This is a genomic window from Actinomycetota bacterium (assembly GCA_030776725.1).
Lineage (GTDB): Bacteria > Actinomycetota > Nitriliruptoria > Nitriliruptorales > JAHWKO01 > JAHWKW01.
In genome coordinates, this window is record JALYHG010000142.1 from 1 (window position 1) to 23,075 (window position 23,075).

Annotated in this window: 22 protein-coding genes and 1 pseudogene; 8 read left to right on the forward strand and 15 right to left on the reverse strand. The window is 72.0% G+C overall.

Annotation, left to right across the window (positions count from 1 at the left end; all coding sequences use genetic code 11):
* Together M3N57_06595 and M3N57_06600 are read left to right on the forward strand one after the other, a co-directional pair.
* Complete coding sequence (locus tag M3N57_06595; protein ID MDP9022358.1) at positions 1-1,725, forward strand: nickel-dependent hydrogenase large subunit; 1,725 nt, start codon at positions 1-3, stop codon at positions 1,723-1,725.
* 9 nt (positions 1,726-1,734) lie between these two features.
* Positions 1,735-2,364, forward strand: coding sequence for a hypothetical protein (locus tag M3N57_06600; GenBank protein ID MDP9022359.1), 630 nt, complete (start codon positions 1,735-1,737; stop codon positions 2,362-2,364).
* A gap of 35 nt (positions 2,365-2,399) precedes the next feature.
* On the opposite strand, the gene M3N57_06605 is transcribed toward M3N57_06600, so the two are convergent.
* From M3N57_06605 to M3N57_06625, 5 genes are all read right to left on the reverse strand, one after another.
* Positions 2,400-2,582, reverse strand: coding sequence for a hypothetical protein (locus tag M3N57_06605; GenBank protein ID MDP9022360.1), 183 nt, complete (start codon positions 2,580-2,582; stop codon positions 2,400-2,402).
* A 94-nt stretch (positions 2,583-2,676) separates the two neighbouring features.
* Positions 2,677-3,567: an alpha/beta fold hydrolase gene (locus M3N57_06610; GenBank protein MDP9022361.1), complete on the reverse strand. Its 891-nt coding sequence runs from the start codon at positions 3,565-3,567 to the stop codon at positions 2,677-2,679.
* A 43-nt stretch (positions 3,568-3,610) separates the two neighbouring features.
* Positions 3,611-4,012 (reverse strand): DUF2267 domain-containing protein, encoded by a 402-nt coding sequence (locus M3N57_06615; GenBank protein ID MDP9022362.1) that lies wholly within the window; start codon positions 4,010-4,012, stop codon positions 3,611-3,613.
* Positions 4,013-4,161: 149 nt separating this feature from the next.
* Positions 4,162-4,590, reverse strand: a complete 429-nt coding sequence (locus M3N57_06620; GenBank protein ID MDP9022363.1) for a hypothetical protein — start codon at positions 4,588-4,590, stop codon at positions 4,162-4,164.
* Positions 4,587-5,411 carry a TIGR02587 family membrane protein gene (locus M3N57_06625; protein ID MDP9022364.1) on the reverse strand — a complete coding sequence of 275 codons (825 nt, stop codon included), beginning with the start codon at positions 5,409-5,411 and terminating at the stop codon, positions 4,587-4,589. Before M3N57_06625 ends, M3N57_06620 begins: the two co-directional genes overlap by 4 nt.
* A 138-nt stretch (positions 5,412-5,549) precedes the next feature.
* Here M3N57_06625 and M3N57_06630 point away from each other — a divergent pair.
* The 4 genes and pseudogenes from M3N57_06630 (at position 5,550) to M3N57_06645 (ending at position 9,403) form a co-directional block, all read left to right on the forward strand.
* Positions 5,550-6,539 (forward strand): annotated as a pseudogene (locus M3N57_06630) (THUMP domain-containing protein).
* 485 nt (positions 6,540-7,024) lie between these two features.
* Positions 7,025-7,816, forward strand: a complete 792-nt coding sequence (locus tag M3N57_06635; protein ID MDP9022365.1) for a hypothetical protein — start codon at positions 7,025-7,027, stop codon at positions 7,814-7,816.
* A gap of 52 nt (positions 7,817-7,868) precedes the next feature.
* Positions 7,869-8,954: a serine/threonine protein kinase gene (locus M3N57_06640; GenBank protein ID MDP9022366.1), complete on the forward strand. Its 1,086-nt coding sequence runs from the start codon at positions 7,869-7,871 to the stop codon at positions 8,952-8,954.
* Complete coding sequence (locus M3N57_06645) at positions 8,951-9,403, forward strand: hypothetical protein (GenBank protein MDP9022367.1); 453 nt, start codon at positions 8,951-8,953, stop codon at positions 9,401-9,403. The genes M3N57_06640 and M3N57_06645 overlap by 4 nt, the downstream gene beginning before the upstream one ends.
* Before the next feature lie 26 nt (positions 9,404-9,429).
* On the opposite strand, the gene M3N57_06650 is transcribed toward M3N57_06645, so the two are convergent.
* On the reverse strand, positions 9,430-10,371 hold the full coding sequence (locus M3N57_06650) for a glycosyltransferase family 9 protein (GenBank protein MDP9022368.1): 942 nt from the start codon (positions 10,369-10,371) through the stop codon (positions 9,430-9,432).
* A gap of 324 nt (positions 10,372-10,695) precedes the next feature.
* Between M3N57_06650 and M3N57_06655 the strand changes: the two genes are divergently transcribed.
* Both M3N57_06655 and M3N57_06660 read left to right on the forward strand, forming a co-directional pair.
* On the forward strand, positions 10,696-13,221 hold the full coding sequence (locus tag M3N57_06655; protein MDP9022369.1) for an HAD-IC family P-type ATPase: 2,526 nt from the start codon (positions 10,696-10,698) through the stop codon (positions 13,219-13,221).
* Between the two features lie 11 nt (positions 13,222-13,232).
* Positions 13,233-14,162 carry a ribose-phosphate pyrophosphokinase gene (locus M3N57_06660; protein MDP9022370.1) on the forward strand — a complete coding sequence of 310 codons (930 nt, stop codon included), beginning with the start codon at positions 13,233-13,235 and terminating at the stop codon, positions 14,160-14,162.
* A gap of 1 nt (position 14,163) precedes the next feature.
* On the opposite strand, the gene M3N57_06665 is transcribed toward M3N57_06660, so the two are convergent.
* From M3N57_06665 to M3N57_06705, 9 genes are all read right to left on the reverse strand, one after another.
* Entirely contained in the window at positions 14,164-14,589 is a 426-nt protein-coding gene (locus M3N57_06665; protein ID MDP9022371.1) for a cupredoxin domain-containing protein, read from the reverse strand.
* A 146-nt stretch (positions 14,590-14,735) separates the two neighbouring features.
* Positions 14,736-16,133, reverse strand: a complete 1,398-nt coding sequence (locus tag M3N57_06670; GenBank protein MDP9022372.1) for an NADH-quinone oxidoreductase subunit N — start codon at positions 16,131-16,133, stop codon at positions 14,736-14,738.
* Between the two features lie 2 nt (positions 16,134-16,135).
* Positions 16,136-17,617 (reverse strand): NADH-quinone oxidoreductase subunit M, encoded by a 1,482-nt coding sequence (locus M3N57_06675; protein ID MDP9022373.1) that lies wholly within the window; start codon positions 17,615-17,617, stop codon positions 16,136-16,138.
* 2 nt (positions 17,618-17,619) lie between these two features.
* The gene (locus tag M3N57_06680) at positions 17,620-19,554 is read right to left on the reverse strand and encodes an NADH-quinone oxidoreductase subunit L (protein MDP9022374.1); all 1,935 of its coding nucleotides are present in this window, start codon (positions 19,552-19,554) and stop codon (positions 17,620-17,622) included.
* Complete coding sequence (locus M3N57_06685) at positions 19,551-19,856, reverse strand: NADH-quinone oxidoreductase subunit K (GenBank protein ID MDP9022375.1); 306 nt, start codon at positions 19,854-19,856, stop codon at positions 19,551-19,553. Before M3N57_06685 ends, M3N57_06680 begins: the two co-directional genes overlap by 4 nt.
* Entirely contained in the window at positions 19,853-20,509 is a 657-nt protein-coding gene (locus M3N57_06690) for an NADH-quinone oxidoreductase subunit J (protein MDP9022376.1), read from the reverse strand. Before M3N57_06690 ends, M3N57_06685 begins: the two co-directional genes overlap by 4 nt.
* The gene (locus tag M3N57_06695) at positions 20,509-21,459 is read right to left on the reverse strand and encodes an NADH-quinone oxidoreductase subunit H (protein MDP9022377.1); all 951 of its coding nucleotides are present in this window, start codon (positions 21,457-21,459) and stop codon (positions 20,509-20,511) included. The genes M3N57_06690 and M3N57_06695 overlap by 1 nt, the downstream gene beginning before the upstream one ends.
* Positions 21,459-22,763, reverse strand: a complete 1,305-nt coding sequence (locus M3N57_06700) for a hypothetical protein (GenBank protein MDP9022378.1) — start codon at positions 22,761-22,763, stop codon at positions 21,459-21,461. Before M3N57_06700 ends, M3N57_06695 begins: the two co-directional genes overlap by 1 nt.
* On the reverse strand, positions 22,754-23,038 hold the full coding sequence (locus M3N57_06705; GenBank protein MDP9022379.1) for an NADH-quinone oxidoreductase subunit A: 285 nt from the start codon (positions 23,036-23,038) through the stop codon (positions 22,754-22,756). The genes M3N57_06700 and M3N57_06705 overlap by 10 nt, the downstream gene beginning before the upstream one ends.
* Between the last annotated feature and the right edge of the window lie 37 nt (positions 23,039-23,075).

Consider the following 23,075-nt stretch of genomic DNA (forward strand, 5'->3'; position numbering starts at 1 on the left):
ATGGATCCGGTGACCCGCATCGCGGGGGCGCTGGCCCTGCATGTGACCGCCGACCTGTCTGAAGGCCGCCACCTCAACGTCCACTCGCAGGCGCCCCTGTTCCGCGGGTACGAGGTCATCCTGATGGACCGAGATCCCCGTGATGCGATCTTCGTCGCCTCCCGGGCGTGCGGGGTATGCGGTGGCGTGCACTCGCACGCCGCCGCGTACGCCGTCGAGATGGCTTGGGGGCTGCAGCCCCCACCGTTGGGGACGGTGATCCGCAACCTCGGCGAAGCGGCCGAGATGGGCTACGACAACCCGCTGCACCTGTACCTGCTGGCCGGGCCCGACTACTCCGAGGCCGTGGTCAAGCGCACGAACCCCGAGCTGTGGCCCAAGGCGGAGAAGTGGAGCTGTCCGGGGAAGAACTTCCACGGGTTCGACACCATGGCCGACCTGATGGCGGCGTTGAACCCGCTGACCGGTGAGCTGTACCGCGAGGGTCTGCAATTCACCCGTGTGGCCCGTGAGCAGTTCTCGCTCTTGCACGGCAAGTACCCGCATCCGCAGACGATCGTGCCCGGAGGGGTGTCGACGACGTTCACGCTGCAGACGCTCAACGAGTTCCAGTCACGCCTGTCCGCGACGTTCGATTACGCCCAGCGGATGGTCGCGGTGTGGGACGACATCGCGGAGTTCTTCTACGAGGCGGACGAGCGCTACAAGCAGGTCGGGGCCCGCCGCGCCAACCTGATCGATCCGGGCTACTGGGACGACCCGTACGCGTACGACGCCACCTACGCCAACTGCAACGAGTGGGGTGAACGGCGACCGTCCACGCCGGGGGTGGTCATCGACGGTGAGCTTGTGACCACGCGCCTGACCGACATGAACATGGGGTTCGAGGAGTTCGTCGAGCACTCGTGGTACGACGAGTGGGCCGACGGCGAGCAGCGTTACGACACCGATCCGCTCGGCAACCCGCTCAGCCCGTACCATCCGTGGAACAAGCGGACGCTGCCCCGGCCAGGCGCGAAGGACTTCCGCGGCAAGTACACCTGGGCGTGCACCCCGCGGTGGGACCGCCAGACGGTCGAGGCAGGCGCGTACGCGCGCCTGTTGATGACCGCCCTGGCGCAGAAGCACCCGCCGAGCGACTTCTACGAGGCGACGGGCCGCAGCCTGCGGATGCGGGTGCCCAAGGGCATGCAGGCCGAGGCCGAGTTCGAGTGGGAGGTGCCGGACGTCTGGAACGCCTTCGAGCGCAACCGCGGCCGTGCCTACCACTACCTGTTCTCGCAGCTCGTGTCGCTGGACAACGTGGTCGCCGCGCACCGGCTGCTGAAGAAGGGCGAGGACAGGGTCGCCGCGGTCGACGACAAGGAGCTCGAGCGCCGTATCCCCCGGGACGAGCGCCTCGGCGTGGGCTGGTGGGGCGCGGGGCGGGGCTGGTTGACCCACCACTGCGTGCTCGACCAGGGCAAGATCGTCAACTACCAGATCTGCACCCCGTCGACGATCAACGCCTCACCGCGCGACCCGTTCGACCAGCCCGGCGCGTACGAGGAGTCGGTGCTCAACACCCCCATCCTCGAACGGATCGCCGAGCCCAACGACTACACGGGGATCGACATGGTCCGGGCCGTGCGTAGTTTCGACCCGTGCATGCCGTGCACGACGCACCTGCACACCGGCCACGGGACGATCGTGCGGGAGATCAACACCTGCGCCTGCGACGGTTGAGGGGCCCACATGGCTGGGTTCGTCGCACTGACCGACATCTTCGTCCAGATCGTCCAGGCGGGCGTCGAGGATCCACGAGCCGTCCAACAGGCCTACGACCGCTGGGTGCGTGACCTGGCGCCGGGCGCCGACGGCTGGCTGGCGTCGACCGCGGGGATCAGCGACGACGGGCAGTTCATCTCGGTCATGCGGTTCGCGTCCCCGTTCGCGGCGCGGTTGAACAGCCAGCGGCCGGAGCAGGAGGCGTGGTGGCGGGACCTGCAACAGCACCTGTCCGACACTCGTGTGATCGACTGCGTCGCGGTCGCGACGTTCGGTGACGACCGCCCCGACGCCTCCGGCTTCGTCCAGATCTTCCAGGGCCGCACGACCGGGCTGCGCGACGCGATGGAACGGGTCGCCGAGACCGCCCAACACCACATGTACGAGCACGACCTGGACGTCGTCGGTGGGTTGATCGCCGACCACGGCGACAACGGGTTCACCGAGGTGGTCTACTACCCGCCTGGCGGTGCTGCTTCCGGACGCGACCCCGATCAGATCCGCGACCAGGGCCTGACCCTGGTCGACGAGCTGTCGGGGCCGATCTCGGACCTACGGACCTACGAGCTGCGCGAGCCGTGGCACCACCGCTCGTGACAGGCGGGAAGCGGCGACCGCGCCAGCCCGCGTGGTCAGCGGCCCTCGAGCTCGGCGAGCCGCTCCTCGACGGAGGAGTGCAGCTGCCGCAGCTCGGCGATCTCCTCGTCGCGGCTCTGAGCCGGCGCCGTGTCCCCACAGCACCCGCACGAGCACCCACCGGAGGACCCCAGCAGGTCGCGTCCGGTGATGGGCTCGGTGCGTGGCGTGTTCTCCATCGTCGTTCCTCGATCTCGTGGTTCACCGCTGACCGGACGTCAGCGACGGGTTTCCCCGGCATGGTACCTCTGCCCCAACGGGTCGGCCGGTCGCTCACCAGACGCTGCGCGCCTGACCACGGTCGGGGAACCGACCGGTCGAGAGCGCGGCGTGGACCGCCTGGCCCAGCGCCACCGCGAACGCCGGGGTGATGCCGTCCTCGGCGTGTCCGAACGCGGGGGGCTCACGCCACAGCGTCGCTGGTCCCCTCGCTGCGGCGTGGAGCTCCGCCCCGTGGCGGAACGGGAAGAAGTGGTCGTCCTCGCCGTGGACGACCAGCAGCGGCAGATCGACCTTGGCCGCCAGCTCGCGTGGGTCCGGGAGCGCGTCGAACGCTCGGGGCGCCGCCAGGCGCACCCCGGTCAGCAGCCGCAAGCCGACCCGCTTCCAGGTGGTTCGCCACACGTCGTCGAGGCCGGCCAGGGCCCGGGTCTCCACGATGCCGACCACCGACGGCGTCGAGATCACCACAGCGGCGTCGGCGGGTGCACCATGCGCCAGGGCGTGCAGCACGGCGGTCCCACCCATCGACAGGCCCACCGCGACGACCCGGCGGTGGCCGGCGTCACGGAGGACGCGGAGGGCTGCGGCGACGTCGAGCCGCTCGTCGCCACCGAGCGTGCACCAGCCGCCGGAGCCGCCGTGACCCCGCAGGTCGAGCGCGAGGACGGACATCGTCCCGGCGAGCACGTCGCCGAGGAGGGCGTACGCCGGCTTGCGTCGGTGCGCGGCGAACCCGTGGGCGATCACGACCGCCGGCGCGTCGCGGGACGGCCCCGGTAGGAACGAAGCGACCAACCGGGTGCCGTCCGCCGCCGTCAGACGGATGTCACGGTGCGGGGAGCGGTGCCCGCCCACCAGGCCTCGGACCTCCAGCAGGCGACGTCGCTGCGTGCGTCTCGCGCGTTGCCTCTGGGCCAGAGCGTGCTGCGGGTCGGCCTGCACGCGGCCTCCTCGGTATCGCGCGGAGCTGGCCGGGCCGCGGCCGTCAGGCGCCCGCCTGGCCGCCTTCCCACGTGAACAGCTCGGAGAACTCCGCCGGCAGCGCGTCGCGGAGGTTGTCGACCGTCCCCTGGGTGACGGCGTCGCGGAGCACCGAGACAACCGCGCGAGCGTGGAAGGCCCCCTGCGGCAGGTCGGTGCCAGCGGACTCGGCCTGTGCGACCCGTTCGTAGAACTCCGTGATCCCGAACCGGTCCGTCTCGTCCTCGCTGCGCTCCAGGTGCAGTCCGAGCTCGGGTGGGAGCTGGGCCGCGATGTTGCTGGGCAGGCCGCCACCGAGCCGGGTCGCCAACGTCTCCAGCGTCGCCCGCGTGGCCTGCTCCGCGGCGCCGCGCGAGTCGAGCCGGGCACGTGCCTGGACGTAGCCGATGAACTCGTCGTGCTTCACGGGTGTCTTTCCGTTCGTCGCCGTGGCGTGTAACAGTCGATCCCAGCCCAGCGCCGACCGACCGGTACGGCGACCGCGCCGTGCGGTCGAACGGCGGGCCTCGCACCGGACCTGGACGTTCGGACGATGTCCAGTCCACGGTCGGCGAGCTACGGCTGCTGGAAGCCGATCACCCGGACGCGGACCTCGTGGGCTGCGGGGTCACGTTCGAACACCAGCCCGACCCGGCGACTGCTCGACGGGGGGAGCACATCGACCACGGCCTCGGTGCGCTCGACGACCGCCCCGCCGGCGTGGAGCTCACCTCCGACCTGGACCTCCGTGGCGGGCGTCCCGCCGCGGTTGGTCACATCGACGGTGACCAGGTAGCTGTCCGGCTGCACGACCGTGGCACGTGGTGTGGCCTGCAGCTGCGGTGGCCCGTCCGAGCGGTTGACGGCCGACAGCACCAGGATGACCAAGATCGCAACGGCCGCACCCGCACCGATCAGAGCGATGACCCACTCCAGCAGCGGGGTACCCGATCCCAACACGATCGGGTCGCGATCACTGCCGGCGTCGCCGCCCCCGAGGGTCACAGCAAGAGCCGTGCGGCGGCCGCCCCGAGCGCCGCGGGGAGCGCCAGCACCACGGTCTGGGTCGCGGCGACGATCAGCGGCACGTCGTCGAAACGTCCGAACAGCCACAGCAGGTACGCCGAGATCAGCAGGGCCAGCCCGTACCCGGCGACCGTGAACCCGAAGAAGACCGACCACACCGGGGCGTCCGAGCGGTGCTGGCCGCGGAAGCCCACCCCGTACACGATCGCGTGCATCAACACGACCGAGACCGCGAACAGCGTGAGCGCCCGGACGGTTCCGACCTGGAGCGCCAGGAGAGGGATCTCGTCGGTGGGGGCGATGTTGAACGCGAGCACGATCGCCCCGACCCCCATCAGCAGGATCTCGTCGCCGTAGCCTTCGATCTCGCGTCGTGCGCGGTCCACACCAGCGGTGATCTGGCTGCGTCCGATCGCTGCGCCGATCGATGCCGGGACGGACTCGATCGCGACGATCCCGACCACCTCCCCCAGCGACCGATCGGCGTGCAGCACACCGATCATGGTGAGGATCGCCGCCGAGGCGATCACCCCGACCGCGTAGGCCACCAAGCCGTCGGCCAGATGATCGGCCCACCCGAGTCCGGTCGTGTCGCGGAACCCCAGGTAGCGGGCGAGAGCCACGAGCAACGGCAGGGTCAGCGCCACGAACGTCGCGATCCGCCACGGCCGTAGCGTCCCGCCGAACTCCCACAGTTCCATGGTCATCAGCATCGGGAGCGAGAACAGCACCGCCCCACCGCCGGCACGCGCGAGGCCCAGAAGCAGGTCGCGCGTCGACGGCACCGCGGTCTGGCTCATGAGCGCCAGTACAGCACCGCGACCCGACACAGGCACGCGGTCGGGAAGGCCCAGGTACAGGCACGCGTTGCGCCTCGGGCCCCGAACGAACCGGTCCGGGCCGTACCCTGACCTGGAACCACCTGCAGGAGACCGCCGATGCCGCATGCCGACGCGCTGATCGTCACGCTCGCCGGTGAGGTCTACACCAAGTCACCGCGGACGCGGCGGCGGTTCCGCACCGTCCTGGAGGACAACCTGCGTGCGGCCGCTGGCCGCCGTGGAGCGACGTTCCTCGCCGATCCGCTCGACGCCGGACGTGTGCTTCTGACTGCGGACGACCCGGAGGCGGTCACGGCGGCGGCGTGCAGCACGTTCGGTGTGCACCGGGTCGAGCGGGCCCGGCCCCTGCCCGGTGCCAGGTCGCTGGATGACCTGGTGTCCGCTGTCGCCGACCGGGTCCGCGACCGCATCCGCGACCGGGTCTTCGCCGTCCGCGTCCGCCGCCACGGCGAGCACGGCTGGTCCTCGATGGACGCGGAACGCGCGATCGGCTCGGCGCTCCTGCACGACTCGGCGGGAGTCAACCTCGACGACCCCCAGGAGGTCGTCGAGGTCCTCGCCGTGCACGACCGAGCCTGGCTGGTCGAGAGCAGCTGTGAGGGCCCCGGAGGCCTGCCCTTGGGAACGCAAGAGCCGTGCCTGGCGATGGTCTCGGGCGGGTTCGACTCTCCGGTGGCTGCATGGATGCTGATGCGCAAAGGCAGCCCCATGCACGTGTTCCACGTCCAGCTGCGTTGCGCGCAGACCGACCACGCGCTGGCGGTGAGCCGCGAGCTGTGGCACCGCTGGGGCGGAGGCACCAGCCCGCTGGCGTGGATCGTCGACTTCGCTGAAGCGCAGGCGGCGATCCAGCGCGAGATCGCCCCGGCGCTCCGCCAGGTGATCTTGAAGCAGCTGATGGTCGAGGCGGCCGACCGGCTGGCCGACCGCATCGGAGCCCCGGCGATCGTCACCGGCGAGTCGGTGGGTCAGGTGTCCAGCCAGACGCTGCGCCACCTGCAGGAGATCGATCGCTGCTGTTCGCGCCTGGTGCTGCGGCCCCTGGCCGGGCTGGACAAGCAGGAGATCATCGCCCGCGCGCGGACGATCGGGACCCACGAGCTGTCCGTCCGAGCCCAGGAGGTCTGTGACCTGTCCGATGGGCACCGCGTGGCCGTGGCCGCGCGGGAACCGGAGCTGGTTCGCGCCCGCGGGACCCTGCCGGCCGGGCTGGTGGATCGTGCGCTCGCGACCCTGCGGGTCGTCGCGCTGGAGCACTGGTTCCCGGGCGTGGACGCGGTGCCGGTGGTGGCCGAGCCGCCGGTTGGAGCACCGCTGTTCGATGTGACCGAAACCGACATCCCGGAGGCCGATGCGGTCGCCCTCACCGGTGCGGGCGCGGCACACGTCGCGTCGCGCCTCCGCGCCGAGGGCCGCGACGTGTGGCTGGTCGACGCGACACGTCGCCGAACCCAGGCAGTGACGCAACGTAGTGATATCGCTGCGGACGGCGTCTATGCTGCGGCGCGTGGCGGCCGACCAGTGACGGCGTGAGCGCTCAGACCGGAGGCCGGGTGGAGAGGACTGCTGTCGTGGACGTGACCTCCGCCCCGACTGCCGGTGACGCCGAGCACACCGTCACCGACGCCCTCGAGCTCGCGGGTGATCTGGGCGTCGACACCGAGACGGTCCGAGCCCACATCGCCGCACTGCCGGCCTCCTACGTCGAGTGGGTCCCCGCCCGAGCCGTGGTACGCCACGCCGGCATGGCCGCTCGACCGCTGAGTGCAGACGAGCTGCGGACACGGGTGTCATGTGCGCCGCCGGACGACGAGCCCGTCGACGTACTCGACGTGGTGGCGCGGCAGCGTCCCGAGATCCTCGCGACCGTCGCCGGGATCCTCGCCATCCACGGTGGCTCGGTGCGCTCCGCGAGGGCGTTCACACGCAACGACCGCGTCGCGGTGGAGACCTTCCAGGTGTACCGGCCGGTCGGTTCCAGTGCGGCGTGGTGGGTGGCGGTCGAAGGCGATCTCGCTGAGGCCGCCGTCGGCCGTCTCGCGTTGACCGCCCGGGTCCGTCGCGCCGCGCAGGCGGCGCCGGCGGCCGGCGAGCGGTTCCCGGTTGACGTGGCGATCCGGCGCGATCCTGCCGGATCCGAGAGCATCCTCGAGGTCCGCGCCCCCGACCGGGTCGGTCTCCTGTTCGACATCGCGTCCGCTCTCGCGGAACTCAAGCTGCAGGTCGTCGCCGCCGTGGACACGGTCGGGAACGAAGCGATCGACGCCTTCCGACTCCTCACCGCAGACGGGTCGGCGCTGGACGAGGACCACGCCGCCGAGGTCCTGCTCGCGGTCGGCGACGCGTTGCGCTCACCGCGCTAGCGCCAAGGGGGGTGTCCACACGCCGGTCCGTAGGCTGGCGGGGACAGCGCACGTGAGGGCACGCATGATCGCCGAGGACACGGTCCTGTCGGACCGGTACAGGATCGTGTCGGTGCTCGGCCGTGGCGGGATGGGTCGGGTCTACGAAGCCGTGGACCTCGAGCGCGACGAGCGGGTCGCGATCAAGGTGCTGGGGACCGCCGAACCCCGCGACGTGCGTCGTTTCGCGTCCGAATCGGAGGTGCTCGCCCAGCTCGATCACCACGCGATCGTCAAGATGTTGGGCGCGGGCCAGCACGGCGACATCCCGTACCTGGTGATGCAGCTCATCCGGGGCCGCTCGCTCGCTGACGAGCTCCGCGACGGCCCGCTGCATCCCGATCAGGCCCGCCGTATCGGCCGGGATGTCGCCGCTGCGCTGGCGTACGCACATCGCCACGGTGTCGTCCACCGCGACGTGAAGCCGGGCAACGTCCTGATCGGTGAGGACGGTTCCGCTCAGCTGGCTGACTTCGGGATCGCTCGACTGGCGGATGTCACTGGGGTCACCACCACCGGCGTCACCATGGGCACGGCCGCGTACCTGGCGCCCGAGCAGGCCCGCGGCGGCGGCGTCGGCCCGCCCGCCGACGTCTACGCCCTCGGCCTGATCCTCCTCGAAGCACTGACCGGCGAGAAAGCGTTCAGCGGGACCCCGACCGAGGCCGCCGTGGCGCGGCTGTCGCGCGACCCGCCCATGCCAGACCGACTCGAGGACGGCTGGCGGCAGCTGCTGCGCCGCCTCACGGCCCGCGACCCACAGGCCCGGCCGACCGCCGAGGAGGTCGCCAGCCTGCTGGAACAGGAGCCGAGCGCTGCGGCGCTGGACACGGTTGCGCTCCGCCCAGCCGACGGCGACACAACGACCGAGATCCCGACGCCGACGACACCGCAGCGGCCCGATCGCGTCCGCCGGGTCATGCCGGGCCTGGTGCTGGCCGTGATCGCCGTGGTCGCCGTGGCGGTGCTGCTGTGGGCGCTGCCGCCCGACCGGACCCAACCTTCCCCGCAGGAACCGCCCACGACGTCCCCGACCGCGGAGCTGCCGCAGCCGCTCGAGGATTCCCTCAACCGCTTGGATCAGGAGGTCAGCGGATGACCGGACGCTTGGTTGCCCTGGCCGTTGCGGCCGCCGTGGTCGTGACCGGGTGCGGTGGCGGCGGTCTCCCAGAACCGCTCGCCCAGGACCTGCAGCGGCGAGTCGCCGAGGTGCGTCAGGCGGCCGTCGCCCAGGACCGGCCGGCGGCGCAGCAGGGGTTGGCCGAGATCCGCGCCGTCGTCGAGCAGGCCCGGGCGGAAGGGCGCATCAGCGCCGAGAAGGCGAGCGACATCCTGGCGGCGGTGGAACAGGTCGAGGTGAACCTGGGCCTCCTCCCGGAGCCGGCACCGCCTCCTCCGCCCCCGCCGGACGAGACCGCCGGGGACAACGACCGCGGCGAGGACCGCGGGAAAGACGATGACCGAGGCAAGGACCAAGACGAGGGGGAGAAGAAAGGCGAGGACAAGGGCGAGAAGAAGGGCAAGGACGGAGACGAAGACGACGACTGAGCTGCCGGGAGCGGCGTTGGCGGCGGTCACCGCCGGGTGGTGGGTCGTACGAGGCCGCGATCGGCGAGGCCGGCGTAGGCCGCGAGCACGTGGTCGACGCCGATCTGCAGGAGTCCGGGGTCGACCCGACGGCCGTGGGGGTCGCCTCGACGGCCCGCCCAGAGGGCGACGTGCTGACGGCGTTGGGGGGGTGGTCCCCATTCGCTGGGCGGGACGGGGCCGAAGAGGACGACCGAGGGGGTGGCGAAGGCGGTGGCCAGGTGCTGGATGCCGGTGTCACCCGAGATGACCGCGTTGGCCGTCGCGGTGAGGGCGGCGAGCTGCCGGAGATCGATGCGGCCGGCCAGGACGCGTTCCGGTGGGAGGTCGGCACCGGCGGCGACACGTTCAGCGATCGGTCTCTCGTTCGTCGAGCCGGTGACGACCACGTCGGGAAGTGCCCGGGCGACCGCCGAGAAACGTTGCGGGGGCCAGCGACGCGCGGGGTCCTTGGCTCCGACGTGAACGACCGTGGCACCATGGCGGACGCGCACGTTCCCGGGGGCCACGAGGTCGAGGTCGGTCGGGTCGCAGGGGATGTCGTGCTCGTGCAGGAGGCGGCACCACCGCTTGACCTCGTGCTCGTCGGGGCGCCAGTCGACGTGACTGCCGGCGAAGGCGATCAGCCGTCGTGGTCGCGTTGCGGCGACGATGCTCGCGCTCTCGGGGCCGCGGCCGTGCAGGTTCACGGCGATGTCGAACGGCCCGTTGACGGGGCCGAGCTCCTCGGTTGGCAGCAGCCGGTCGACCGCTGCGATCAGGTCCACGATGGGCCGCAGCCACCCCTGGGTGGCCAGCACGATCTGGTGGTCGGGCAGCGCACGTCGCAGGCCGCGGAGGGCCGGGACGGCGGTCAGCAGGTCTCCCAGTCCCAGTGGGCGGTAGACGAGCGCGACCTCGGCTTCGCGTTCCGGCTCCTGGTCGATCACACCGTGCTGCCTCCGCTCACCGCCGGGCCGCGTCGACGCTGCCCACGGCGCGTCGGACAGCGCGGACGCTAGCCCGAGCCTGCCAGAGCGCGACCCGTCCGCCGCTGCCAACAGCCATCGATCCACGTGTGTTCTCCCGGCGATCTCAGAACCAACCCGGAGCGACACGGTGACAGCCTGCCGGCACACGGCGTTGTTGCGCTCCGCGGTGGACGACCCGAGGCTGCCAGCGACCGTCCCGGGGTACAGCGGCGCCCCGACGGCTGGCCGCAGCACCGGGCGTATCGTCGGGCCATGTCCGACGCCGGGGGCTCCGTTCCGACCGTGACGGACCCGCATGCGCGCGACGGCGAGGAGATCGCCGGTGAGCTCAGCGTCGATCCCGAACGCGGCCTGAGTTCCGGCGACGTCGAGCGCCGCCGTCGCGCGGTTGGGCCGAACACCGTCCGTCCCCGGCGGACCCGGCAGTGGTGGCGGATCCTGTGGAGCCAGATCAAGAGCGCTGTGGTCGTCCTGCTGGCGGCCGCGGGACTCGTCGGGCTGGCGGTCGGCCACGTCGAGGAGGCCGCCGCGATCGGGGTCGTCCTCGTGGCGAACACCGTCGTGGGGTTCCTGACCGAGTACCAGGCGGCGCGGTCCATCGCGTCGCTGCGGGAGATGATGCGCACGATCGCGGAGGTCGAGCGTGACGACCGCCGCGACGAGATCGATGCGCGTGAGCTCGTCCCTGGCGACATCGTCACGGTGGAGGCCGGTGAGCGGGTTCCGGCCGACGTTCGCCTCCTGGAGACCGAGGACCTCACCGTCGACGAGTCGGCGATCACCGGCGAGTCCGAACCGGTCACCAAGGGGGTGGCCGCGGTGGCCGCGGACGCGCCGCTGGCTGAGCGCACCTGCATGCTGTTCATGGGCACGACCGCACGGGCCGGGCGGGGGCGCGGTGTCGTGGTCTCCACCGGCCGAGCGACGCACATGGGGCGGGTTGCGGAGCTCGCCGAGGCAGCCGATCAGCCACCCGTCCCCCTGCAGGCGGGCCTGGCACGGCTGAGTCGTCGCCTGGCGCTGACGGTGGTGATCGGCGCGGGTGCGCTCGCCGGGATCGGCGTGCTGCGGGGGCGTCCCCCCACCGAGGTCGCCGAGGTCGCCATCGCGCTCGCCATCGCGGTCGTCCCCGAGGGGCTACCTGCGGTCGCGACGCTCACCCTGGCCGTGGGGATGCGACGCATGGCGCGCCGGCACGCGCTGGTCCGCAACCTGCCGGCAGTCGAGACGCTGGGGTCCACCACCGTGGTGTGCTCCGACAAGACCGGGACGTTGACGGTCAACCGCATGGACGTCGCGGAGGTCGTCACGGCCGACGGCGCCGACGAACGGCGGCTGTGGGAGACGGCGGTGCTCTGCAACGACGCCGACATCGATCCCGACGGGGATCCGGTTGGTGACCCGACCGAGGTGGCGCTGCTGACCGGCGCGAGCTCGGCGGACCTCGACTGGCGTCGTCTACGCGACGACCGACCGCGCCAGCGCGAGGTCCCGTTCGACTCAGAGACGATGCGGATGGCGACCATCAACGACGGGACCGTGCACGTCAAGGGCGCCGCAGAGGCCATCCTGGATCCTGTTCAGCACCGCCAGCTCGCCGACGCCGCCCAACGCATGGCGGAAGACGCGATGCGTACGCTGGCGTTCGCGCGCCGCGACGCTCCCGACCGGGACGCTGCCGACAGCGCGCTGTTCGAAGGCCTCGACGCACTCGGGGTGGTCGGTCTACGCGACCCGCCCCGCGACGCTGCGGTCGAGACGGTCGACCGCTTCCACCGTGCCGGGATCCGCGTCGTGATGATCACCGGCGACCAGCCGGAGATGGCGCGTGCGCTCGCCGACCAGCTTCAGCTGGCCAGCCACCAGGTGATCACCGGGCCACAGCTCGACGACGCCGACGACGACGACCTCGTCGCGCTCGTCGGTGAAGTGGATGTCTTCGCCCGGGTCGACGCGGAACACAAGCTGCGCATCATCCGGGCGCTGCAGGGGCGGGGCGAGGTCGTGGCGGTCACCGGGGACGGCGTGAACGACGCGCCCGCGCTGAGTCAGGCCGACGTCGGGGTGTCGATGGGGTCGGGGACGGATGTCGCCCACGAGGCGTCCGACATGGTGTTGACCGACGACGACTTCAACACGATCGAGTCGGCCGTGGAGGAGGGGCGGAGGATCTTCACCAACATCCGACGCTTCGGCCAGTTCCTGTTCTCGTGGCACGTGGCCGAGGTCACCGTCGTGTCCGCCGCCCTGCTGGCCGGCCTCGATCCGCCGCTCGTCGGCCTGATGATCCTGTGGAACAACCTCATCATCGACGTGTTGCCGTCGTTCGCGCTCGCCCTCGAGCCGCGTGGTGCGGAGGTGATGCGGCAACCGCCGCGGCCGCCTGGCGAGCCGGTGATGACGCGTGACGTTGTCCGCAGGCTCGTGGCCCACGGCCTGCTGGTCGCTGCGGTCGGTCTCGCCGGGTACGCCGTGGGACTGTGGGGTCTGCGGCTAGAGGTAGCCGGGGCCCAGACGCTGACGTTCGTGACGTTGACCGCCGCCCAGGTGCTAGCGGTGTTCAACGCGCGCAGCGAGCATGGTCTGGGCTTCGCGGGTGCCGGGCGGAACGTGTGGCTGTGGGCGGCGCTGGCGGCGACCATCGCGTTGGAGGCCGCGGCGCTCGGCGTGCCGCCGCTGCGCGACCTGCTCGGGCTGACCGTGCTCCCGCCCGCCGCGTGGCTCGTTGCGGCACTCCTCGCACCGGTCCCGCTCCTGGTTGTGCAGGCCTGGCGGGTGGCGAGGCATGCTCGCAACTCCAAGACGTGAGGGAGGCGAGGATGCTGAGGATCTTGGCCGGCAACGCCAACGCCCCGCTGGCCCACGACATCGCAGCCACGCTCGGGCTGGAACCCACCGGTTGCCGGGTGGACCGGTTCCCCGACGGAGAGTTGGACGTCGCGGTGGACCCCGACGTGGCCGGCGGCGACTGCTACATCGTGCAGCCCACGAGTCCGCCGGTGGACCGGCACCTGCTGGAGCTGTTCCTCCTGGTCGATGCCTGCCGCCGCGCCGGAGCCGATCGCCTCAGCGCCGTGATCCCCTACTTCGGCTACGCCCGCCAGGACCGTAGAGGCGAAGCAGGAGAGCCGGTCAGCGTCCGGGTGATCGGCCACCTCCTGGCCTCGGTCGACCTCGAACGGATCGTGGTGGTCGATCCCCACAGCCCCGACCTCGAGGCGATCGTCGGCTTACCGACCGAACCCGTGACCGCGGTGCCCGTGCTGGCCGACGCCGTGGCCCGCGACCTCCCCGACAACGCGGTGGTCGTGGCGCCCGATCTCGGGGCGGTCGAGCTCGCCGAGGAGTACGCGGGACATCTGCGCCGCCCCGTCGCGGTGGTGCGCAAGACCCGGGTGTCGGGCGACACCGTCCGGGCCGATCAGGTGGTCGGCGACGTCCGCGGTCAGGCGCCCGTGATCGTCGACGACATGATCAGCACGGGAGGCACGATCGAGGCGGCGGCGCGCGCGCTGATGGACGCGGGCGCACAGCGCCCCATCACGGTCGTCGCCACCCACGGTCTGTTCGTCGGCGACGCCCCGCAACGGTTCGGCGAGCTACAGGTGGACCGCCTGATCGTCACCGACACCGTCCCACCGGGTCGGCTGGCGTCCGCGGAGGTCGTCGGCGTCGCGGGGCGCCTGGCCGAGGCGGTGCAGCGCCTGCACGAGCGGCGCTCGCTCGCGCCGCTGGAAGCCTTCCGCTGACCTACTCCTCCTCCACCACCAGGACCCCGTCCTCCCCCGCCTGACGGTGGCCGGACAGATGGCAGTAGTAGGTGTACTCCCCCGGTGGGAGTGCGACGGTGCCCTGATCCGCCTCACCGGGCGCAGCGCGCAGGGCCAACTGTTCCTCGTACCCCTCGATCGTGAGGGTGTGCTCGTCGCCGGCGTTGTTCTCCAGTCGGATCGTCACCTGGCCCGCCTGGGCGGTGGCCTCCCGGGGTTCGAACCGGGCGGGATCGATGACGCGCACCGTGACGTCCACATCCGGGCTCTGCGCCGGGTCGCCAGCGGTCGGTTCGACACCCTCAGGCCCCTGCGCCCCGAAGGGGTCCTCGGGCGGGGCGGGGCGGCAGCCGACGACGAGCGCAGCGGCCAGCACGGCGACGATGGCGACAAGTGAGCGGCGCAACGACGACCCTCCGGAAGACCCCGACAGCCCACCCTACGTGGTGGGCGCACGGGCGGTCGCTGATCGTCGGTGGCCGGGCGGCTGCGCGGTGATGCCCCAGCCGCAGAGACGAGCGCGGCGGCCATCGAAGCCGTTCAGGCGGCGGGTCAGCCGCCGGTGAAGGCGCCGACGGTCGGGCCTGCGAGCACGCCGGTCGCCACGAGACCGATCGTGGCAGCGGCCACGGTGGCAGCCGACCATGGCCCCAGCGTGGCCGGGCGTGCGCCGCGCTCCCCCAGGTAGGCCGGGCCGATCACCCGCAGGTAGTAGAAGACGGATGCGACGGTGTTGGCGACGGCGAGGACGGCGAGCCAGCTGTAGCCGGCGTCGATCGTGGCGGTGAACAGCTGCAGCTTGGCGGTGAAGCCGATCAGGGGCGGGATCCCGACGAGCGACAGCATGGCCAGGGTCAGCGCAGCGGTCAGCCACGGGCGGGTACGCGCGAGGCCGGTGTAGTCGCTGATGTCCGTGCGCCCGCGGAGGGCGACGACCACGCCGAAGGCGGCGAGGTTCGCCAGCGCGTAGGCGAGGGCGAAGGTCAGCAGCGCGGGCGTGGCGTGTGGGGAGGCGCCCACGGCGACGGCTGCCATGATCCCGTAGCCGGATTGGGACACGCTCGACCAGCCGAGCAGCCGACGGACGTCGTCCTGCCAGAAGGCAGCCAGGTTGCCGAGCGTCATCGTGGCGGCAGCGACGACGGCCACCAGAGGACGCCAGCCCACACCGTCTGACGGCAGGATCTGCAGGAGCCGGGCGAGGGCGATCAGCGCACCGATCTTCGGGGCGACGGTGAGGAACGCGGCGGCGGGGGCGGGGGCGCCTTGGGAGACGTCTGGGACCCAGGCGTGGGCGGGGACGGCGCCGAGCTCGAACGCGATACCGATCACGATCAGGGCGACGGCGATGACCAGCAGCAGGCTCGCGTCGGTGGTGGCGACCGGGGCGGCGATGTCGCTGTAGACGGTGGTGCCGCTCAGGGTGAACAGCAGCACGGCCCCGACCATCAGCAGCGAGTTCGTCAGCCCGCCGATCAGGAAGAACTTGATGCCCGCTTCGGCCGACAGCGGAGAACGCCGGTGGTAGGAGGCCAGCACGTACCCGGTCACCGACGACAGCAGGATCCCGACGATGAGCTCCATCATGTCGGCGGCCCCCGCCATGACCTGCGCGCCGAGCGCTGCGAGCAGCAGCATGGCGTAGTACTCGCCGTGGCGGCGGTCGGTTCGCATCCAGCGTGGTGACAGGCCCACGGTGAGGGCCGTGGTCGCGCCGATGATGACGGCACCCCAGGTGGTGAGGCTGTCCAGGGCCCACTGCCCGTCGAACGTCAGGGTGTCCGGATCTGGCTGGATCGTCAGCTGCGTTGCCGCGGCGACGGTGAGGGCGGCCAGCGCCAGCGGCGCTGCAAGCCACTGGCGGTGATGGGCAGTGAACAGAGAGACGATCACAGCCGCTGCTGCGCCGACGAGCAGGGTGATCTGGGGGGCCAGGTCACCGATGGGCACGGTCAGCTGCCGATCAGCACGCCGCTGGCGGCGTGGACGACATCGAGCAGCCAGCGGGGGTAGATGCCGATCGCGACGACCAAGGCCAGCATCACGCCGAGGGTCGCCGCCTCGGACGGCCGCAGGTCAGGGAACGCCGACCAGCGTTCGGGCAGCTCACCGAAGAACAGCCGCTGGAGCATCTGCAGGAACAGCGCGGCGGTGATCAACACGCCGAGCAGCCCGATGCCGGCCAGGACGGGGTACACGGCGAAGGTCCCGACGAAGATCTGGAACTCGGCGACGAAGCCGGCCAGCCCGGGCAGGCCGAGGCTGGCGAACGCGGCCAGCATCGTCGCGCCGGTCAGCGCGCGGGCGCGGCCGGCCAGCCCGCCGTAGGCGTCGAGGTCGAAGGTGCCGCCGCGCTGCCAGAACGACCCGGTGATCAGGAACAGCGCACCGGTGATCAGCCCGTGTGCGACCATCTCGACGGTCGCGCCGGTGAGCGCGAGCTGGCGCGCCTGCTCGCTGCCGGACAGCAGCCCTCCGGCGGCGGCGATGCCGAGCACCGTGTAGCCCATGTGGTTGACCGACGTGTACGCGATGCGCCGCTTGAGGTGCTGCTGGCCGAGGGCGACGAGCGCGCCGTACACGATGCTGACCACCGCGACGATCGCCAGCACCAACGCGTAGCGGCTGAAGGTGGCGCGCATCATCGAGAAAGGGATGCGGATCATCCCGAACGAGCCCATCTTCAGCAGCACTCCCGCCAGGATGGTGGATGCCGGTGCCGGGGCGTCGACGTGGGCGGGCGGCAGCCAGGTGTGCAGCGGCACAACCGGGGTCTTCACCCCCAGCCCCAACAGCAGCCCGAGGAGGACCAGCCCGGCGCGGGCGCCCTGCCCGGCAAGTGGCTGGCGAGCGATCAGCTCCGGCATCGAGAAGGTGATCGGGTCGGTGGCGAGCACCAACCCCAGGATCGCGAGCAGCATGACCAGCGATCCGGCGAGGGTGTAGAGGAAGAACTTCAGCGCCGCAGCCCGTGCGCCTTCATGGCCCCAGCGGGCGATCAGGAAGTACATCCCGACCAGCGACAGGTCGAAGAAGACGTAGAACACCAGCAGGTCGAGGGACAGGAACAGCCCCAGCGAGACCCCTTCCAGGAACAGCAGCCACGCGTAGTAGCCGCGCGGGCGACCGTCGGTATCGACCGGGTACGCCACCGCTGCCGTGAACAGCAGCGCCGACGTGGCCGCGACGGCGAGCGCGATGCCGTCCACGCCGACGCGGTACGCGACACCCAGAGTGGGGATCCACGTGACCTCCTCGACGAGTTGGAACGGTGCCTCGCTGCCGATATCGAACCGCAGCCACGCCGCCACCAGCAGCATCAGCGGGACAGCTGCGACCGCGACCGCGAAGAACCGCGCGGTGCGTTCCGACCAGCGCGGCACCAGCAGCGCGACGGCACCGGCGAGCGGGACGAGGATGGCGGCAGTCAGCACGGTCACCTCCAGGCGGCGGCGACGACCACGGCCAGGGCCGCGCCGACGGTGACGATGGTGAGGTAGTGGTGGGCCGCCCCTGTCTGCAGCCGGCGCAGATCCCGGGCGCTCCACGAGAACCCGCCGGCGACGCCGCGCACGGCACCGTCGACACCGAGCTCTGCGAGCCGGGTCCACCGTTCGGCCGCGACCCGCGCCAGCGCTGCGACGCCGCGCACGCCGGCATCCACCACCCGGACGTCGGCGTCGCCGGCGCGCGTCGCGGTGGCTGAAGCCAGCCGTGCGACGCCGCGCACCCCCGCGTCGACGACGCGGTCGTCGAACCGACTCGTACCCGCCGCCAACTGCAGGACGGGATCGGCGATCGCCCGGCGCGACAGCTCCGACAGCGCGAGCCACTGGCCCACTCGGCGGGATGCCCCGGTCGTGCCCAGCGACGCCAACCAGCCGGCGCGGTCACCGAGCACCGCTGCGTACACGGCCACGGCTACGACGCTCAGCGACGCGACGAGCTCCCACGGCTGGCTGGACGGCAGCTGCCCGATGCGGCCCAGCGTGTGCTCGACCGGCGGCAGCCACAGCACGCTCAGCCCGATCGTGGCGAGCGCCAGGCCGGCCATCGCGCCCAGCTCCACCCGACCGGGCCGATCTCTCCGGTCGCGTGGCGAGGTGCCGTCGTCGCGCCTCGGGCCGAACGCCAGCAGCTGGAAGCGGGTGATGTACAGCGCAGACAGGCCGCCGGCGACGATCGCCGCGATCCCGGCCAGCAGGTGCGCCCGCGTCGCGGCGGCGACGATCTGCTCCTTGCTCCAGGCGGCCCCGAGCGGGGGGACAGCGGCCAACGCCAGGCCGCCGACCGCGGTGAGCACCGCGGTGGCCGGCCGGTGGGACCCCAGCCGCATGCCCCGCAGGACGTCGCTGCCAACCGCGGAGATCGCCACCCCGGCGGCCAGGAACAGCAGCGCCTTGAACGCCGCGTGTGCCACCAGGTGTGCGGTGGCGATGACGGGGTAGCCGGCACCGATGGCGACCAGCATCAGCCCGTACTGCGCCGACGTCGAAGCTGCGAGCAGGTGCTTGGCGCGGTGTTGCACGACCGCGACGACCCCGCCGGCCAGGGCGGTGAGCAGCCCGATCGTGAGGGTGACCGGCCCGAACCAGCCGACCGGCGCCAGCGCCGGCTGCAGGCGGACGAGCAGGTACGCGCCGGCGGCGACCATGGTGGCCGAGTGCAGCAGCGCCGACACCGGGGTGGGACCGGCCATGGCCGAGAACAGCCACGGCGAGAACGGCAGCTGCGCCGACTTGGTCAGCGCAGCCACCAGCACCCCTGCGGCGACCGCGTGCAACGCCGGGCCGTCGACGGCGGCGAGGTCGGTGTAGGCCAGCCCTCCGGTCGCCGCGAAGGCGGCGCCCGCGGCGAGGAGCAGCCCGAGCGCTCCGGCGCGGGTGACGTTGAACGCGTGCGCGGCCCGTGCCGGACGGGTCGGGTCCCGCCACTGGTGTCCGATGAGCGCCCACGAGATCGCCGCGACGAGCTCCCATCCGATCAGGACCGTCAGCAGGTCGGCGGCGACCACCACCAATTCCATGGCCCCGGTGAACCCTACGAGCAGCCCGAGCTGGCGGGCGAGCCCGCGGGCAGGCTCGTGCGCCGCGGCGTACACCGCCGTGGCCAGGGCCACGGTCGGGACGGTGATCGCGACGGCAGCCGCCACGGGCGGGACCTCGAGCCCGAGCCGCAGGCCGGCACCCCACGCCCAGCTGGTGGAGGCGCCCGTGGCCCCCGCGACGACCGCCAACGCGCACGTCGCGATCAGGGCAGCGGCGGACGCGAGAGCCACCACGATCCTGGCCCGGTGACCCGTGCGGGGGCCCAACCCCCAGATGGCCGCGCCAGCGACGAGCGGGAACACGACCAGCCCAGACAGGGTCATCGTCGCATCGTCTGGACGGCCTCGGTGGTGTCGGCCTGCCGTGCCCGGTAGACGTTGACGACCACGGCGAACCCGATCGCCGCCTCGATCGCCATGAGCAGCATGGCCACGATCACCAGGACCTGCCCTTTGGGTTCGCCACCGGCGGAGAGCGCCCAGCCGCCGACGCCAGCCAGCATCACCCCGTTGATGATCAACTCGTAGCCCATCATGATCATCACGAACGACTGCTGCGACAAGACCCCGTAGAGACCGATCGCGACCAGCGCCGCAGCCACGATGAGCACGGTCGTGAGGGTCATCCGTGCCCGCCGTGACCGCCGCCGCCTCCGTCGCCTCCATGGCCGCCATGCCCACCACCGGCGACCGATCCTGGGGCGTGCCCGGTGGGGAGCACGGGCGCGTCCGGCGGAGCGTCGGGATCCAGCGACGGCGGCAGGGAACCCTCGTCCGACGGGCCGTAGCGGCCCCGACGTGAGGTGAGGACCGTGGCGCCGACCATGGTCGCAAGCAACGTCACCGCGACGCTCTGCATCACCAGCATCGAGGAGCCCATGACCTCGTGACCCAACGCGCGGATCGCCCCGGCCGCGTCCCTCAGCGGCCGGTCGGGCAGGTCGGCGCTCAGCACCGCCACGACCAGGGCGGCGAAGACGCTGACGCCGGCCGCGATCGCGGTGCGGTGCTGGTGGACCATCTGCATCGGGTTGAGGCCGGCCGGGTTCATCATGAACGCGACCATGAAGATCGCCATGACGGTCATCTCGACCGCCATCATGAACCACACCGCCATGCCCAGGTACTCGCCGGCGAGCAGCACCATGATCGCCCCGGCGTTCAGCAGCGAGGCCAGCAGCGCGAACGACGCCCGGACCATCGAGTCGGTCCGGAACACCCGCCAACCGAACCACACGGCGGCAGCGGCGAACACCCAGAAGGCGATGTCGACACCCATCAGCCGCCGCTCGCCAGCAGCGCGACCGAGCCGGCCACGACCAGGTGCACGAACGACGCGGGAAGCAGCACGGTCCACGCGACGGTCACCACCCGCTCGGGGCGCCACCGCCCCACGAGGTGGCCCAGCGCCAGCAGCAGCGTCAGCACGCCGATGCTCTTGACGGCCATCCACAGCCAGCCCGGCAGCCAAGGACCGTGGTGGCCACCGAGGAACACGGCGGCGCCCGCCACGGCGTAGGCCACCAGCATGGCGCGGCGAGCTGCCGCCCAGGCGAGGCGGTGGGGTCCGGAGGTCTCCGCGGACGTGCCACCGGCGAGGTCGGCGGCGTCGGCCAGCTGGAAAGGCCCCCAGAACGCCGTGGCCAGGCCGACCGCGAGCCACAACGGCAACCCCAGCGGCTGACGGACCACGTTCCACAGCGTCGTCTGCGAGTCGACGATCGCCCCGAACGACAGCGACTCCGCCGGCAAGGCAGCCCCGATCAGGACGAACATGCTGATCAGCAGGGTGCTGAGCACCACCGCGACGAAGCGGTAGCCGCCGATCAGCGACAGGTAGGAGTTGGCCGACCAGCCGTGCAGGTACACCGCGACCATCGTGAGGACCTCCACCGCTCCGAACACGACGATGCCGGTGCGCACGTCGGCCGCGGCGATCCCCTCGGCGACGGGCACGACCGCGACCGCCGCCACGGCGCACGCGCCGTAGAAGCCGGGCGCCAGCAGCCACAGGGTCACGTCGGGACGTTCGGTGACGGTGCCGCGCTGCTGCCACACGAGCACGGCCCGTCCGAACGTCTCGCCGGCCACGGAGCGCCACGACCCGCGACCGGAGATCGCAGCGCTCAGCGCGGCGTCCACCAGCGTGAGCGCGAGCACACCAGCGGCCAGGACCCCGCCGACCAGGAGCACGGACAGCATCGGGCCGGAGGCGGTGACGTCCTGCATCAGCCCCACTCCACCGACGAGACCGGTGGGACGCCGGCGGCCGCTTCCAGGTCGAGGTCGAGGCTGGCGATCGTCGTGACCGCATCTCCCCATTCGAGCCCCGCCAGCAACTGCGGCAGCTGGGCGAGCACGGCGCCGGTGCCGGCGCGAGGATCCTCCACGCCGTGGTCGGCTCCGACGGTCGCGTCGGCAGCGGCGGTGGCGAGCTGCACCGCCTGGACCGCCTCGTCGATGCGTTGCAGCCACCGCGCCCGGGCATCACCGCCCTGGCGGGTGGTGGTCTGGAAGCCGAGCGCCCGGTAGGTGCGATCCTCGGCACGAGCGTCAACCGGGACCCCGGCGGCACGTGCGACGACCCCGCCGACCCCGAGATCCTCCACGGTGCCGGCGTCGAGCCGCCCGACCCCGGCGGTGGCCCCCCATAAGGCAACGCCCCGCTCCAGCCAGCGTCGCAGCCGTGCGATCCGCTGTCGGTCAGAGGGCCGCAGCTGCACCGCCAAGCGCGCCACCCGACGGCCGCCCGAGGCCAGCCCGTGCAGCTGAAGCGCCTCTGCCAACCGCAGCAGGTGGTACCGCGCACGGGCCAGCTCCATCTCGGCGACGCGGACGGGGCGTCGACGTGCGGTGTCGAACACGTCACCGACCGACCGGAGGGGCGAGCCCACCCGTTGCCCGGACTCGAAGGGGTTCGCGGCGGATCGTGCCTGCTGGATGACGTCACCCTGGAGCTCGACATCCAGCACCAAACCAGGCGGGAAGCCCGGCAGTGCCGGGCCGACCTGCAGCGGGACGCGGTCGAGCTGCAGGCCGTCGCGTCGGTCGGGTCCGGTCATCGCCATCCGACGGCCGTACGGCTGGCCGCCCATCATCCCCTCACCGCCGTGCCCGTGGGGTCCCACCCCGCGCCACTCGACGGGGTTGGCGGCGGGGCCCACGGGCGCGGTGGACGGCCGCTCGCCGGTGACCAGCTCACCGTGGACCCGTTGGATCGTCCCCAAGACGTCACCGTCGGGTGCCACGGCGACCGTCCCGTCGATCCCGAGGGTGCCGGCGTCGTCTCCGCCCCACCACACCACCGATCGCGGTTCGGGCAGCTGGTCGTGGACGTGCGCAACGGCGTCGAAGAGCTCGCCGGGGATCACACCACCGACCAGCAGCACCGTCGCGTGCCGTGGCGAGTGGACCGGGTCGACGCCATCGGCAGCGCGTAGCCCGAGCAAGGCGTCCCTGGCCCCGGCGCCGGCGACCGCCAGCACCGGGACCGGCGCCCGCGCGGCCAGGCGCCGCCCGACGCTCACTGCCACCGGAACGCGCCCTCCCGCCAGGCGTAGAGCACCCCCAGCGAGAGCACCGCCAGGAACACGCCCATCTCGACCAGCGCCTTGACGCCCTCCTCGACGTACACGACCGCCCACGGGTACATGAACATCATCTCCATCTCGAAGGCGATGAGGACCAGCGTCATCGGGTAGTAGCGGGCGTGGAACCGGCTCCAGGCGTGCGTCGGCGGATGCGGCCCACCGAGCACAGGCAGCGTCGACGACCAGTGGGCCAGCGTCGGGTCGAGGGTCGTCCGCACGGCGCTGGTCGCGCACAGCACGACCACGGCGGACGCC